Here is a 14,857-nt window from a genome sequence, read left to right on the forward strand (position 1 = left end):
AAAAGCATTAAAAGTGCTTTTAAATACTGCTTTTCCTGTCTAAAACAAAAGAGGAAAGAAGGAATTTCGTTGAAGGAACATTACAGTTTTGAAGAACTTGTGGATATCATTGCTGTGCTGCGCGGTGAAAATGGCTGTCCATGGGATAGAAAACAGACACATGAAACTCTTTTTAAATATTTGATTGAAGAATCCTATGAGTTTATTGACGCGGCGGAGCACGGAACGGACGAGCAAATGGCGGATGAATTGGGAGATGTGCTCTTGCAGGTTCTGCTTCACTCACAGATTGGAAGAGAGAAGGGGACTTTCGATATCCAAGATGTCATTGACCATATCGCCAAGAAGATGATTATACGTCATCCCCATGTGTTTTCTGGCAGAACGGTAGCCGATTCGGAGGAAGTCCTTAAGAATTGGGAGCAAATAAAGTATGAAAACAGTGAGAAGAAAACACCTGCAGAAGTTCTCAAATCCATCTCAAAAAGTTATTCGACGCTGCTTCGGGGCCAAAAAATAGTGGAAAAACTGAAAAAAATGCGAAATATTCATACTTTTGAACAAGAAAGTATTGACAAAATAAATGAAATATTAGATAATAGGGACAGGCTTTGTACAGAAAAAAATATGGAATCAGACATAGGGGTAGCTTTATTTGAACTTATTTTAGCTGCAGAAGAAAATAAAATTTCTGCTGATATGTGCCTGAATCACTATTTGGACAAGCTTCTTCTTGTCTGTGAAAACGAGCTTTCAAATATCACATGCAAATGTGAAAAATAAAAAAATTTATATTTTCAGGAGGGGTTAAAATCATGAACAAATCTGAATTAATCGCTGCAATCGCTGCACAGGCAGAAATTTCAAAGAAAGATGCGGAAGGTGCTTTAAACGCAACTATCGATGCTATCAAAGACGCTCTGAAAAAAGGCGATAAAGTACAATTGGTTGGCTTTGGTTCTTTCGAAGTAAGAGAGAGAGCTGAAAGAAAAGGCAGAAATCCGCAGACCAAAAAAGAAATCGTTATTCCTGCGACAAAAGTTCCGGTTTTCAAAGCAGGTAAAGCTTTAAAAGACGAAATTAAATAATGAAAAATAGAAGACTGTCTTTCTAGATAGTCTTTTATTTTTGAAAAACTGCTTTGAAAACAGGAGAAATCTGCTTTCAAAGCAGTTTTTTGTTCTTTCAGCAGAAGATTATTTTTGCGTATCCCTTATCATTTGTTGTAATGGAAAGAATTCTCCAGGACAATCTGTCGCACCAAAATCTCCATGTCCTCCTATTTTCATTGCGGTGGGGACTCTTTCCTGAATCCAACGGATTAGCTGGACACCAGACTGGTATTGCGCCTGTGGCATATAGGTGTTAACGTTTTCAAAATCACCCTGAAATCCGATGCTTATGATATGCCCGTTTTGATTTGCAACGGCGGCACCCTTGTTCCATCCTCGCCCAACGTAGACATTTCCTTCAAAATCAATCCAGAAATTGTACCCGATAGCATCAAAGCCGCGCTGTAAATGCCAGGCTTCAATATCGCGGAAGCCGGCAGTCGGATGTTCCATATGATGCAGAGCAATGCTGTCCACTTTATTCAAATTCAGCGGGTAAAGTGCAGCGGCCGTTTTTAGTTCGGGAAGGATAAAATGAAATTTATCCGAGACAAACTCACTCGAATACTGCGGAATATCCCATACCTCCAGCCAATTTTCTGTTTCGTTGAGATATTCATACCTGTGAGAAGCAGCGGCCTCAAAAATTTCATAAAATGCCCAATGGGATACAGAGAGATCCCGAAAAATCCGGCTGATTTTTTTGCTTTCTATGAATGATTTGTCAGGAGTACGTCCTAAAATGCGGTTAAGAATCGTCACTGCTTCCGCGCGGGTCACGATATTGTCCGGACGGAAGGAACCGTCTCTATATCCATTTAAATAGCCGTTGTGTACGGCAGAAGAGATTTCTTTTTCTGCCCAGTAACCGGACGGCACATCATGAAAAGGAATCGTAGAAGTATTGTTTACTTGTGTAAATCTGGAAAGCAGTACCGTATACTCAGCACGAGTGATCCCTTTTTCGGGATGGAAGGTGCCGTCTTCGTACCCTTTCAATACGTTTTGCTGGTTCATAAAACCAATATAGGGTGCAAACCAGTCTTGTTCCGAGATATCGGAAAAGGGAAGAGGATAGGAAGTAGTCTCTGAGTAAGAAGGGGCTCCATACTCATCTACCATTAATCTGGAAAGGATAACAGATGCTTCCGCGCGGGAAAGCTCTTCGTCTGGCAGAAAATATCCGCTTGAACCGGTGATGTACGCCTGATGGTTTACAGAGTCTAGTTTTGGAGTTGTATCTGCTTGGGATGGTATAGAGACAGCAAGTGTCAATATTGCCGCAGCGGCAAAAAAGCTCCTTTTATATCGCATGATGGGAGTCCTCCTGTGTAGTGTGAAATATATTTTTGGACGCTTGCTATAAAGAGGAGGTTCCAGAAAATATGTAGGGATATTTTGTAAAGGATTGTTTTTTTCATGGAATATGGTATAATAAAATCAAATTGAAAAGATAGGAATCTTTTCAATTGCTTGCAAGTCAAGCTTTTTGCATTTTAGATAACCTCACAGAACAAAATGAAATCAAAGATTTCTGTGTTTCGGAGAATATTGAATCGCAGTACTGTGGCAACGCTGTTTTGCTATATTTATCACGATAAGTCAGTCATATCATATTTCCAAAGGGTATGATACATATTTCATTGATTATTTGCGAAAAATAATCGGAAAGGCGGAGAGGAATATGAAAAAGTTGTTTGCCATAGCAAAAGATTACATCAGGAATATGACTCTTTGGGATATGAGTTTTCTGAAGTTTTGCTTGTATGCTTTGGGAATGACAGTTGGCCTACTTGTGCCAAAAAAATATAAAAAAACTGCTCTGATTGGGACATCTGCAGTTTTTACAGCAACTTATATTCCCTTGATGGCGAAATTTTTTCGCATACTGATAGATGGATTAAGGCGAAGAAACGAAGAAAGATTATAAAGGAAATAACCGCCATAAAAACATTTTAACCGCGCTAAGCGGGGGATATTTCCCCTCCGCTTGGGCAAAGATTTGTACCTGAACGCTTACAGAAAGCACGAAATATAAAAGTGGGGTTATAACGAAATAAAGATTGAACGGCGGGGTGAACTTCATTTTTCTGTGGTGGTACAGTCCCTGCAGAAACATTGCATTCCGCGTCTACACCCCTTATTGAAAATTATGTTCACAAAAATAAGCAGATATTTGGTTGTTGGCATAATTCGAAGTTTTGCATCCGAATACCTGTCGAGAAAATACAAAGGAGGATCGTCATGAAAAAAGGAAGTTTTTTGAAATGGATGGGCATTGGGCTCACAGCTGGGATTGGTATCGCCATATTGGCAGAACTCCAGAAAATCAGTGAAATCAGCAAAAAGCAGGTGGAACTGATGACACAGCCTATAGAACCCAATGAAGAAGAGCATATTCTGGATCAGGATCATGTTCCTGTCTGTGATATAGAAGAGCAGCGAAATGACGAGTCACTGATGGACTGATATCACAGAAATGGATTGTGTTCCGCTCTTTTTAATACGATACTGGGCAATGAAACAATCTTTATATTGGGGATACAGAGATAGAAAAAGCCGGTTCTTGAAATCTAGAAAATTTCAGGGGCACGGCTTTTCCTTTCAATAGGGGATTTTGCCCGGCATACAGCGTTTCAAAAAATAACTGTGGGCGAGATGTCCCACGCCTCTTTAGGCGGCGGGGTCCATATCCGCATGAAGCGGGAGCACAATCTCCCGCTTCGTGCGGCACTGCTGTGCAGTGTCCTTGTCCTCGTTGAATGACGGGACAACCCTTATTGAACAAGTAAAGCGATTTTGTATTTTCAGAATAAAAACATTTTATTCGTTTCGTTCTTTCACCTATTTTTGATTCATATAATTGGTACAAACGGCTGGAAAGCTGAAGAATTTCATGCCATGAATGGGGCGGAATGGAGTATCAATATGAAACGAGGAATAGGGAAAAGCTTTTCCCTGGCTTTTGTGCTTGTGGGCACCCTTATCGGAGCTGGATTTGCCACTGGGCAGGAGATCTATACATTTTTTGTTAAGTATACCGGATATCCCGAATGGTTTTTCACATTTTCCTGTGGACTTATCATACTGGGCAGTGTTTGTTGCTATTTCTATAATAAAGAACTACATATCCGTTCTTATGAAGAGTACCTCTGTTCTATGCTCGGCAGAAGAGTCGGACAGATCGCTTATTTGATTTCTGTTTTGTTTTTGCTTGCGTGTTTTTGTGTGACGGTATCCGGATCCGGTGCTTTGTTTGAGGAAAGTTTTCATATGCCCTACTGGTTTGGCGTTGCGGTGATTCTTATCATCAGTTTTGCCACACTGCTTTATGGAATAAGCGGAATTTTCTTTGTGAATAGTATTTTAACACCTGTCATCATCATCTGTATTCTATTTTTGGGTACAACTGCTTTTTTCGGAAAGGGAACCGAAGTGTTTGCGTCAATCAATATGAAATATCTGACCCCTCCTTTGCTGTTTGCCTTTGTGTATGCCGGCTATAATGCGTTTAGCGTTTTACCGATTTCCATTTCCTCTGCGGGTACTGAATTGAGCAATCGACAGGCTGCTATGAGCTTTTTGCTGGCTTTTCTGTTCCTGCTTCCGGTTGGATTGATCATTATCGGTTGCCTGAATCTTCCTGGATTCCGCCCTGAATTATATGAACTTCCTTTTTTGCACGTCGTTGCGTCCCTTTCAAAATACAGCGAATCTATTTATGGGCTTGCACTATATTTTGCAATGATTACCACTGCTGTTTCTTGTTTCTATGGATTTGTTTATGCAGTGGCAGGAAGTTTTCAGTTCAAACAGTCTGCTGTGATGTTGGCGGGCTGTGGGGCAGCTGTCGGAACCGCTTTCTTTCCATTCTCTACTTTAGTTGGAAAGCTTTACAGCTTTTTTGGAGTTTTTGGTGTTTTACTTCTTGTTATAGCAGTTTATCGTTATCTTGCCTTGAAATGGAAACAGCGTTGTGATAAAATAATAAAATAAAAGATATTCGGCATATATGAAAGCAAATCTCTCGGACAGCTATGATAAGATTGAAACAACCTTAGAACGTTTCAATCTTGCCGAACTTTAAGAAAAATAGAGGAAGTGAGATAATGCAATACAGAAGATTTGGTAATTTAAATATTCTTATATCTGCGTTGGGGTTTGGTTGTATGCGCCTGCCGGAAATACAAAAGGACGGTAAATGGTCGGTTGACTTGGCCAAAACAAAACAGATGATTTCAAAAGCAGTTGATTTGGGGATCAATTATTTTGACGCTGCCTACGGCTATTGCCATGAAAATTGTGAAGCAGCTTTGGGAGAAGCCCTGAAACCTTATAGAAAGCAAATCTATTTGTCAACAAAATTGCCGCTGTGGCATGTGAACGGGCCGGAGGATTTTGACCGGATTCTTCATGAACAACTGAAAAGGCTGCAAACGGATTATATTGATTTTTATCATTTTCATGCAGTGAATCAGTCGCATTGGAGAGATAAGATTCTTCGGTTTCATCTGATGGATAAAATGATAAAGCGCAAACAGGAGGGAACGATCCGTCATATCTCCTTTTCCTATCATGATAATCTTGAAACGATGAAAGAAATGATTGACACTGGAATTTTTTCTACCGTTTTATGTCAGTATAATCTTCTTGACCGATCTTATGAGGAGGGTATTGACTATGCAGCCTCCAAAGGGATGGGGGTTGTGATTATGGGCCCTGTGGGCGGGGGAAGGCTGGAACGGCCGACACCCAAGCTGGAGAAGTTTTTGTTAAGTGATGGCGGCAGCTTGCCGGATACCGCTTTGAAATTTGTTTGGTCTAACCCGAACGTATCGGTTGCACTGAGCGGTATGGGCTCTTTGGAAATGCTGGAACAGAATGTGGAAAGTATAAATTCATTCCAGCCCTTCCCACCGGAAAAGCAGGAAACACTTTTGAAAATATCCGATGAATTTAAGAAGATGGCGGATCTATATTGCACAGGATGTGAATACTGTATGCCTTGTCCGAAAGGAATTGAAATTCCAAGCATCTTTAATGCACTTATTTATCATAAAGTATATGGACTTACAGAGCTGGCGAAACAAAGATTTGAGCCGCTTGCTGAAAAAGCAGGTCAGTGTGTTGCCTGCCGGCAGTGTGAAAAGAAGTGTCCTCAGAAAATTCAGATTGTCGAAAGAATCCGGGAAACGATCGGCGAGTTATCGTAAAATACTGTTTATAATAAGGCGGGTTTCCCTGTTATGCTATGAAATGATGCAGCGGGAGAATATGTACTTTCGCTGAAAAAGAGGAAAAGGTTCCTGACTGCCTGAAGAGGACAGGGACATCAGAGCGGTGCTATCCTACTGACACAATGATTCGCAAAGGCAGCTAAATGGTTCGGGAACCAAACAGAAGGCTTTTTGATTTTGTGTGAAAAAAGAGTATCGAGCGCATGTTTTCTGAAAGAGCTTTTCTTCTATTGATACGAAAAAAGCTTTCAAAAATCCTTGACAAACCTTATTTTTGTATGTATAATATATTTTGCGTCTGAAAAAAATACAGGCGCAAGATTTTTCGAGGCGTAGCTCAGTTTGGTAGAGTGCTTGGTTTGGGAGCATAGACGGTGTTCGCACTGTATGACAACGACAACCGCCGAAAGCCCTTCAACCGTGCGGATTTTGGGCGGTTTGGAAAATGAAAAAAAGCAGTCAAAAATGTGTTTGACCACAGATTTGACCACTTACACGACCACAATTAAATAAACTATCGGGGTGTAGCGCAGTTGATAGCGCGCCGCATTTGGGATGCGGAGGCCGCGAGTTTGAGCCTCGCCACTCCGACCAATTTTTAAGCGATTTCAGTATTTTTTACTGCAATCGCTTATTTTTTCAGAATGAGTATTGACAAATAAAAATTTTCTGATATAATTTAACGATTTATCACTAAAGTGTTGAATGGGTGGCATGGGCGAAAAGGAGAAATATAAAATGTACAGAATTGTCGATGAGTCAGAATGCAAAAGGTATCGCTCTGACTGTTCACATGTCTTAAAAAAGACATGTGCCTTGCTTAAAGAAAAATGCATTAACGCCCAATTCACTCTTGTTGGCAGTGGAGCAAGAAATATGGTTACACGAAACGGCAATGGACCGTTTGACCTTGACTACAACCTTGAAATAATTAAAGCTCCGGACGAATATTGGAATGATCTGCGTCATTTAAAAAATACCGTTCGTATTTTGCTTGATAAAGCCGAAGGATTGACTTGCTTTTCCGAATCACAAGATTCAACTTCATGTTTGACAGCTCTGTTACATTTCAAAGATGAACCTGCAGTTGAATTTAGTTTTGATGTTGCAATTGTCGCCAAAAATTCTGATGGAACACTGTGCAGGTTGATTCATAATAAAAATGTCTGGGAATACGGTAATGACCAGTATGTTTGGAATGAGGTTCCAAGCTCTCACAACATAGCGCAAAAGGTAAAACAAATCAAAATCAATGATTTATGGCTTGATGTAAGAGAGCGCTATATTTATCTTAAAAATCTATATTTATCTCATCTGTTAGAGAAAGATCATCCGTCATTTATTGTTTATGTTGAAGCTGTCAATCAAATTTATAATCAATATTTTAATTAGCGACCGTATTCTTTGTCTACAGCACCTCAAATTTTGACAGGGTGACTTTTTCGGTCACCCTGTCATTTTCTCTTTTTCCGCCTTGATTTGCGCCTTGACCTGCACAATCATTTCCGCGAGCTTTTTTCGGTTTGCTCACAGTTGTCATCGTAAACGTTGAATTTCTTCCGTTTGCTGTTTGATAGGCTCTTACATAACGAATCATTACATTTTGTTCCATTTTTTGTTTATTGCGGGTTTATTGTTAACTCCATGTATCGCGCTATTGACAAATGGATTTGTTTGTGATAAAATATAAATGTACACGAGAAAAATAGAATTATCGATATAGGTGCCATGTTTGGGCTCTATTCCTTTTTGATATTGTAAAGTATCTCTTGTACACCAAGAGGTACTTTTTTATTTTACTGGAGGTTATTATGAACGCTGTACATTTACAAAAAGCCCTTGCTTTCATAGCAAGCGGATTAGTTGAAAAAGAAAAGCTCCTCAAGGAATCACCGAATCGATATCCTTACAGCAAAAACCTACAAAGAGGAATCAATATGTTTTTGGCTGCGTGCCTAGAGATGGGGCGCCTTGGAGAAAACACTTTTAAGTATGCTGACGAGAGTTCGTTTCTAACTCAATATATAAGCAAACCCCTCTGTGAATGGTTCGATGATTGGGATCAAGCGGCCCTCGTGCAGTACGAGATAAATTTGCAACCCTTTTATGCCTATGGTCCATTTGCATATCATCGTGGTAAAAACAATGTTTATATCACCACAGAAGAATGTGTTGAATTCCTTAGCACTCAAGAAAATAATATTATTGAGGGAACTGATGAACGTGCCCTTTATGAAAAAATCATTCAGTTATCTCAAGATGATTACTGCAAGGTCAGAAAATATATAATACAAAATCCTATAATAACTATAGAAGATCGTCGTGCTTTCTTACTTGAATATGCAGACAACGCAAATGCCAAAGAAGCCTTTAATCTTGCATACGAGTTGTTTGAAGGAACCTATACAACTTGTGCAGCTTGTGGATGGACAATGACAGAAGGCATCTATGGCTATTCGTGTGTTTCGGAGCATTGCTTAGAACATATGCCAGCAATTATAGATGAAATGAAAATTGATGCGTCTATGAAGCCGGTTTACAGACTTAAAAAAGGCATTATGAGATATTTCGCACAGCCTGGTAAACTTGAAATGAGCATAGCCAAGTTCTGTGAAAAGAAAAACCTCGAATACTCATTATGGCCGCAAAAGGATCGATTTGACATAGAAATTCGTTTTAATGACGGAGAAATATGGGAGATTGATGCGAAAGCTTATCGTAACCCAATATCCTTGTGTGCAAAAATCAAAAACGATGGTGGTTTCCCAGCTGGCAATTATAAATTCGGATATTATGTTGTTCCAACGGAGTATACAGCTAATAAAAGCAACTACACTTCCGTGGTAAACAAAGTTTTGACACAACAACCTAATGTAAAATGCGTTACATTGGCCGCAATAAAAAGAAAAATAAATCAAAAGGTTGGTGAAATAAATGGGTAAAAGAGACTCGAAAATGTATTATGCACCATTGCAGGCGTATTTTAACGATGAAATGATGTCGATCGATAGATTTGCTAATATAGAGGCTGTGTTGTATTTATTACTTAAACACGCTAATACTCCAGAGCCTGAAAAAGCATACCTATTGTTTTCGCAATATCAGCTTATAGGAATAGAAAGCGGTACTGAGGCTGATCGCCAATTACAATGTGCTCGATATACATTAGGTTGTTACCGTTCTCGAAAGTATTGGCAGGATGATTTAGACGAATATCGTTCTGATATATATAGCGGATTTAGAGCATTTGCGTTCAAATGTGAAAACGGCAAAACAACACTAATGGTAAATGAGGACAAAATACCTCTTTCTTACGAAGACCGCATAAAAGAATGGGAAAAACATTGGCTCTTACCAGATATTTGTAAAGAAGAATATCCGATGGCGGGAGAAGGCACGTACTGTTACTATACCACAACAAAAGAAGATTTTGAAAAATCAGAAAGAATTAAAGTTTCTTTTTCGGAAAACACATTAGCATCAGTTAAATCCGAAGAGCCGATCGATAGCAGAAACATAAATCCAATTACCATTTCTATTTCTGAGCTTTTAGAATGCGCCAAAGAGATGAGAAATATAGATCCCACCGATTATTGCTATGATATTCTACAAAGCAATACTATAAAAGCGGTAAAAGATGGTAAAGTATCATTATGCGACAAATTCACTATAATGCAAACCGTAAATATTGTCGGCATGGTGGGATCTGGCAAATCCACCCTCATCAAGGTGTTAGCATATTGGGCAAACAAAAACGGTAAGCGAATTGTCATTGTGTTAGATACGGTGGCAGAAGTCTTTAATCTTTGGATGTATCTTAATAAGTTATCGGTAAACTGTTCCCCCCTTGTTGGAAGAAGCGAAAGATTAAAGTATATCAATCAAATTGCAGAGCCAAATAAGACGTGTCTCCCATCCTCGTTATCTCAATATCTAACAAACGCTTGTCTTGTTGATGGCATGAACGATGGTGATGAAGCCAGCCTTGCATATGGCAAAGAGCCTTGTTTTTCCTTAAAAGAGCCTGGCAAAAGCAAAGCTTTTCTGTGTCCCTATTTTAATATCTGTCATGGTGCTAAAATGCTGCGTGACTGCTATACTGCATCCGTAGTTCTCACTTCTGTGGCTGGTTTTGCTATTTCTCGAGTTGGTAAGAATCGTGAACCCTTCCTTGATGTAGCTTTAAGAAAATTTGACATAGTGATTTTTGATGAAAGCGACCGCGTACAAAAAACATTGGACCAGTTGTTTATGCCGGAAACAAGTTTTAATCACTATATTAAAGAAAGCGCAAATGATTGCGCTCGCTATATGAATATGACAGGCTTCGAAAGAGAAAAAAATCGAGCAATTCAAGAATATAGCGAATTACAATTAAGAACGACTGGCGTGATGAGTTGTCTTACAAAAGCACTCAATTGGAATCTTGGAAAATGGAACAAATTATCTGCAGGCGAGCCTTTTTCTGCATTAACGCTTTTGGATGATCTGAAAAGGGATGAACATTATAAGATTCCAGATAAGATCTACAAAGATATCTATTCCTTAATAGATGACGAAAACGATAATTCGAATTTGAGTAATACTCTGCGCGAAGTCCTTAATGCTTCTTGTATGGAAACCGACTTTCGTCTCTTTAATACATTGTATAAGAGATGGATTGACGAAGAAAATTTTTCATTCGATAGAACTAAAACAAACGCCAAGATAATAGCCGTGCAGGATGCTCGTATTAAGCTCATCATTTGCCTAATATTCTTTGACCACTTTATCAGAAAATTAAGCGATGCTTATGCAGCATGTCATGAGACCTCGTACGGCCAGAATGAAATTTTTGGTTTCCTTCAAACACGTTTTCAAGACCAGCAAAAATATCTACCATCTGCATTATGTGGAAATTTATTCGGCATGAAAAAGAACGAGCAGGGCGACATTATTCTATTCAGACAGTTTGCATTCGGACGGAGTTTAATGAAAGATCTTCCATATCTAAGATTGGATGAAAACGGCGAAGCAATTGGTCCTCATGTCATTATGCTTTCCGGCTCAAGTTGGGCTGAAGGGTCGTATGAGTATCACATTAACCGTCCTGTAAACTATATTTTAGAAGCAGATTCTGACAAGCGTGATTTTCTATCCAAAACGAAGTTCTATGAATCTGGTTTTTCAGAAAGGGTATCCGGCTCTGGGGAAATGCGGATAGAAATGCTTAAAAAAATTACAGAAAAATCCGCGGGTGATATCATCGAGGAATATAACCGCAATGTTGGAAAAATTCTAATAATCGTAAACAGTTATGAACAAGCAAGTATCGTTCAAGAGACTCTTGCAAACACATTACACAAAAAGCAGTGTTCTGCCAGAGTGTATCGTATGATTTCCGATGCAACAACTACCGATGATTCTGAAGGTGTAATTCGCCGCGGTGAAGCAAACCGGTTTGCTTCAATGCCTGCAGAAATCTTAATTGCTCCTGCAATGGCCATCGAACGAGGACACAATATTGTTGACGAGAAAGGCCACTCTGCGTTAGGTGCAGTTTTCTTCTTTGTTCGTCCTATGTCAGTACCTGATGATGTACAAGAAAAAGGTAGCAAATTGAATGGTTATATGGAGGCTCACTGCAAAAGAAATCCTGGCGAATCTATATGGGAATATAATATGCGTATGCGCCAGGAAGCGTCAAAGAGATGGAGTATTGTTACGCGAAGCGGAAACTATGGCTTGGATAATCTTTCAGATGATGATAAAAAAGACATAGTATCAACACTGTTTATCTTGATCCTGCAGATATTTGGACGTCTTGCACGTGTTACAGACACCAGTAAGCCTGCGCCACATGTTTATTTTGTAGATGGTGCTTTTAGAAAAGCCCCTGATACAGAACGTGGTTTCGACTGTCTCACAGAACTCGGCACATACCTCGATAATATGATACAGTCAGAAACAAGTTCCGAAATTGCAAATACACTATACAAACCTTTTTACGATGCATTTAAGAAAGGAGTTAATTATGGTAGGTAAACCTATTTTCCCTATGGCCTATAAAATAAAACCTAATCAAGTCAGAAAAATCTATTATCTCGGTTTTCCTTCATCATGGAAAGAAGAACTAATTAAATTAACTAAAGCCAATAATCCAAAATTCAAGATCGAATACGGACTTCCTACACATGCTTTGCAAAAACTGGTTGATTCATGGATGGAAGGTATTGTATCCATGTCTCCTTTGAAAGAATATAGTAATGATAGTCACTGGTTAGCATCCACAATTCCTTTTGACGGAAAAAGAATAAATATTCTTTTAGAAATCATCCGTGTTTGGATTGCTGCGACATATATCTCCGCTTATAAAGCAAATCCTTTTGTGATTTTTATGGCAAAAGACCTTTGTTCAGAAATGAAAGCTGATGAATTTTATCCTCTATGTTCAGAAAAAGATGTACTCTTATCGATGGCAGATGGACAAGTTAGTGATGAAGCATATCAAGCAATACCTTTAGTCGTTGTAAATAGACTTGTAGGGCAAGATATAGAAATCTGCGGAAATCAAATACACTTATCGTATGCCGCAAAAAACGAATTGGTAAGTAGCATCATCACAGAGCCCAAATTTGGACACAAATATTCTTTCGTGTTTAGATTTTCGGTACAAACCACGCCCCCTGAACGCGAAGCACTTTTGCTTTGTGACATAAGCATGCGCAGATGGATATACGGTAGAAAAAACAAGACAAAATCACCTTTTCTTAAAAGCGCCATCATTGGTCATATAAGAGTATCCGATGATAAAATTTGTCAAATCCCTATTCAATACAATTATGAAACAAAATCTTTAGACTGGAAAAGTCAAGATCGAGAATGTTATAACCTATATGGATACAAATCTCTTCCCGCGGTTGATAATTTATGGGATATTGTTGAGTGTGGTGATAATAGATATATGCTTCCATATACAAACGGAATGGAGGGGTTTATCAAATCTGCCATTGGCACCGGTGTCCCCGTCAAAGATAAAGCAGAAGCATATGAAAAGATTTTTGAACTATTAGGAGATATTGTGGACAAACCCTCTGTACCCAATAGAATCTCCACAAGACAGAAACTGAGCTACTACAAGTCACCGAATCATTATGAAACAAGAGAAGATTTTAGAAAATGGGTTGTATCATGCACAGAAACAAATAAAATACTGTTTGAGTTATATGGAGTGTTAAACAATCCCTCTCATCAATCCTTACTAACCGCAATCAGCAATAAGATTATGTGCGATTTTGGTGAAGAAAATAGTAATTCATGTTTATCTGTCGACATCGTTCAGAAAGAAATAGGTGATATTGCTAATCCAGTCAATAAATATGACAAAATCCAAAGATGTGATGAGTTAAAAGAAGAACTTGGAGAAACTGAGGATGTAATCGCTTGCATTTGCATTATTCCTGGTGCTGATGCTGACGAATATAAAGATGATAAAGACCCCAAACTAATAATTCGCAATGCATTTGCACGCTCTGGCAGAATAGTACAATTTGTCGTTGCTTCTGCCGAGGATGATTCTCTTAATCATCAGAAGATAGAACATGCCGTATATGATTTATATCGTCAGCTCGGTATTACAACTCTAATGAATACCGAACAACTAAAATCATACAAGTTAAAAGATGTCACTTGTGTCGGAATGCATGTGTGCACACAGATACATAGTATTAGACAAAAGGCACGATTTTTGCCAATTTATGTATCACATGATCTTTCGACAGGAAGGACCCGTGTTCAATGTGCTGCTTTTGAAGAGAATAATATAAGTTATCGAAAAGCGTGTTTGGAAATGGCAAAACTGTTTTGGAATGAAAATTTCGAACAGTTATGTGTAAATGCCAGTTTCTCTCCTGCCAAACAAAAACTCATCGAAATGAAAAATCATTTTGACTACGATAGTCAAGGAGCAGTCCTTTTGGTTCATTCAGATGGTAACACGCGCCCTCTATGGGGAGGTATTTCAGATAAATCCATAAGTGGATATATCGTAACGAATGATTATATGCCCGATCAGATAGATGCGGGTTCTAACAAAGCATCGTATCCAATCTCACTATCTGGTACTGGAGTTCGCGTATTTCGTGTAAGGAACAATGCAGAAGTTCCTGATTATTACACAAGCCAACGCGAGGATGAGAATTATTCTTCCGCTTCCGGCATTTTCAAATATGGCAAAGTGTTTTGGGCAATATCACAAAAGCCAAACGACCCCAAATATAATCGAAGTCTGAAGGAGTCACGCTTCGATTATCCTTTTATCGACTACGCCGAAAAAGATATGATTGAAATATATCCGTTACAACTTCAAATTGAAGACGATCCTTCAGTTTGGACCAAATATATCACTGACTTGTGTTCATTATCAATTCAATACAATCAATCAACAACCCTTCCGTTACCGTTACACCTTGCGGCTGCTTTAGAGGAATACTTACTGGAAATTTAAGTCTAAACTCACATAACAAAATG

General features: G+C 38.9%; 13 protein-coding genes and 1 tRNA gene. 12 read left to right on the forward strand and 2 right to left on the reverse strand.

Annotated elements, in window-relative coordinates; translation table 11 throughout:
• Positions 1-69 precede the first annotated feature (69 nt).
• Positions 70-783, forward strand: coding sequence for a MazG family protein (locus KQI32_RS07830; RefSeq protein ID WP_216424596.1), 714 nt, complete (start codon positions 70-72; stop codon positions 781-783).
• 32 nt (positions 784-815) lie between these two features.
• Positions 816-1,088, forward strand: a complete 273-nt coding sequence (locus tag KQI32_RS07835; RefSeq protein ID WP_216424597.1) for an HU family DNA-binding protein — start codon at positions 816-818, stop codon at positions 1,086-1,088.
• A gap of 108 nt (positions 1,089-1,196) precedes the next feature.
• On the opposite strand, the gene KQI32_RS07840 is transcribed toward KQI32_RS07835, so the two are convergent.
• The gene (locus tag KQI32_RS07840) at positions 1,197-2,426 is read right to left on the reverse strand and encodes an S-layer homology domain-containing protein (RefSeq protein ID WP_216424598.1); all 1,230 of its coding nucleotides are present in this window, start codon (positions 2,424-2,426) and stop codon (positions 1,197-1,199) included.
• Positions 2,427-2,796: 370 nt separating this feature from the next.
• Here KQI32_RS07840 and KQI32_RS07845 point away from each other — a divergent pair, with 370 nt between their 5' ends.
• The 7 genes from KQI32_RS07845 (at position 2,797) to KQI32_RS07870 (ending at position 7,741) form a co-directional block, all read left to right on the forward strand.
• Complete coding sequence (locus KQI32_RS07845; RefSeq protein ID WP_216424599.1) at positions 2,797-3,042, forward strand: permease of phosphate ABC transporter; 246 nt, start codon at positions 2,797-2,799, stop codon at positions 3,040-3,042.
• Between the two features lie 314 nt (positions 3,043-3,356).
• On the forward strand, positions 3,357-3,581 hold the full coding sequence (locus KQI32_RS07850; protein ID WP_216424600.1) for a hypothetical protein: 225 nt from the start codon (positions 3,357-3,359) through the stop codon (positions 3,579-3,581).
• A 459-nt stretch (positions 3,582-4,040) separates the two neighbouring features.
• A complete protein-coding gene (locus tag KQI32_RS07855; protein ID WP_216424601.1) occupies positions 4,041-5,108 on the forward strand; it encodes a hypothetical protein in 1,068 nt (355 codons plus the stop codon).
• 113 nt (positions 5,109-5,221) lie between these two features.
• Positions 5,222-6,325 carry an aldo/keto reductase gene (locus tag KQI32_RS07860; RefSeq protein WP_216424602.1) on the forward strand — a complete coding sequence of 368 codons (1,104 nt, stop codon included), beginning with the start codon at positions 5,222-5,224 and terminating at the stop codon, positions 6,323-6,325.
• A 411-nt stretch (positions 6,326-6,736) separates the two neighbouring features.
• Complete coding sequence (locus KQI32_RS13540; protein WP_256443646.1) at positions 6,737-6,862, forward strand: hypothetical protein; 126 nt, start codon at positions 6,737-6,739, stop codon at positions 6,860-6,862.
• Between the two features lie 5 nt (positions 6,863-6,867).
• Positions 6,868-6,943: transfer RNA gene (locus KQI32_RS07865), tRNA-Pro, on the forward strand.
• Between the two features lie 144 nt (positions 6,944-7,087).
• Positions 7,088-7,741, forward strand: coding sequence for a hypothetical protein (locus tag KQI32_RS07870; RefSeq protein WP_253291113.1), 654 nt, complete (start codon positions 7,088-7,090; stop codon positions 7,739-7,741).
• Positions 7,742-7,757: 16 nt separating this feature from the next.
• On the opposite strand, the gene KQI32_RS07875 is transcribed toward KQI32_RS07870, so the two are convergent.
• Positions 7,758-7,946 (reverse strand): hypothetical protein, encoded by a 189-nt coding sequence (locus KQI32_RS07875; RefSeq protein WP_216424604.1) that lies wholly within the window; start codon positions 7,944-7,946, stop codon positions 7,758-7,760.
• A gap of 214 nt (positions 7,947-8,160) precedes the next feature.
• Here KQI32_RS07875 and KQI32_RS07880 point away from each other — a divergent pair, with 214 nt between their 5' ends.
• The 3 genes from KQI32_RS07880 to KQI32_RS07890 are packed head-to-tail and all read left to right on the forward strand — an operon-like array spanning position 8,161 to position 14,834.
• Positions 8,161-9,291, forward strand: a complete 1,131-nt coding sequence (locus KQI32_RS07880; RefSeq protein WP_216424605.1) for a hypothetical protein — start codon at positions 8,161-8,163, stop codon at positions 9,289-9,291.
• A 13-nt stretch (positions 9,292-9,304) separates the two neighbouring features.
• Positions 9,305-12,373: a hypothetical protein gene (locus KQI32_RS07885; RefSeq protein ID WP_216424606.1), complete on the forward strand. Its 3,069-nt coding sequence runs from the start codon at positions 9,305-9,307 to the stop codon at positions 12,371-12,373.
• A complete protein-coding gene (locus KQI32_RS07890; protein ID WP_216424607.1) occupies positions 12,363-14,834 on the forward strand; it encodes a pPIWI_RE module domain-containing protein in 2,472 nt (823 codons plus the stop codon). Before KQI32_RS07885 ends, KQI32_RS07890 begins: the two co-directional genes overlap by 11 nt.
• Positions 14,835-14,857 lie beyond the last annotated feature (23 nt).

Source organism: Acetivibrio sp. MSJd-27 (genome assembly GCF_018918095.1).
GTDB lineage: Bacteria > Bacillota > Clostridia > UMGS1840 > HGM11507 > HGM11507.

Coding starts and splice junctions, on each gene's coding strand:
- KQI32_RS07835 (WP_216424597.1), top strand. CDS start 816: ATGAACAAATCTGAATTAATCGCTGCAATCGCTGCACAGGCAGAAATT.
- KQI32_RS07840 (WP_216424598.1), bottom strand. CDS start 2,426: ATGCGATATAAAAGGAGCTTTTTTGCCGCTGCGGCAATATTGACACTT.
- KQI32_RS07845 (WP_216424599.1), top strand. CDS start 2,797: ATGAAAAAGTTGTTTGCCATAGCAAAAGATTACATCAGGAATATGACT.
- KQI32_RS07850 (WP_216424600.1), top strand. CDS start 3,357: ATGAAAAAAGGAAGTTTTTTGAAATGGATGGGCATTGGGCTCACAGCT.
- KQI32_RS07855 (WP_216424601.1), top strand. CDS start 4,041: ATGAAACGAGGAATAGGGAAAAGCTTTTCCCTGGCTTTTGTGCTTGTG.
- KQI32_RS07860 (WP_216424602.1), top strand. CDS start 5,222: ATGCAATACAGAAGATTTGGTAATTTAAATATTCTTATATCTGCGTTG.
- KQI32_RS13540 (WP_256443646.1), top strand. CDS start 6,737: ATGACAACGACAACCGCCGAAAGCCCTTCAACCGTGCGGATTTTGGGC.
- KQI32_RS07870 (WP_253291113.1), top strand. CDS start 7,088: ATGTACAGAATTGTCGATGAGTCAGAATGCAAAAGGTATCGCTCTGAC.
- KQI32_RS07875 (WP_216424604.1), bottom strand. CDS start 7,946: ATGATTCGTTATGTAAGAGCCTATCAAACAGCAAACGGAAGAAATTCA.
- KQI32_RS07880 (WP_216424605.1), top strand. CDS start 8,161: ATGAACGCTGTACATTTACAAAAAGCCCTTGCTTTCATAGCAAGCGGA.
- KQI32_RS07885 (WP_216424606.1), top strand. CDS start 9,305: ATGTATTATGCACCATTGCAGGCGTATTTTAACGATGAAATGATGTCG.
- KQI32_RS07890 (WP_216424607.1), top strand. CDS start 12,363: ATGGTAGGTAAACCTATTTTCCCTATGGCCTATAAAATAAAACCTAAT.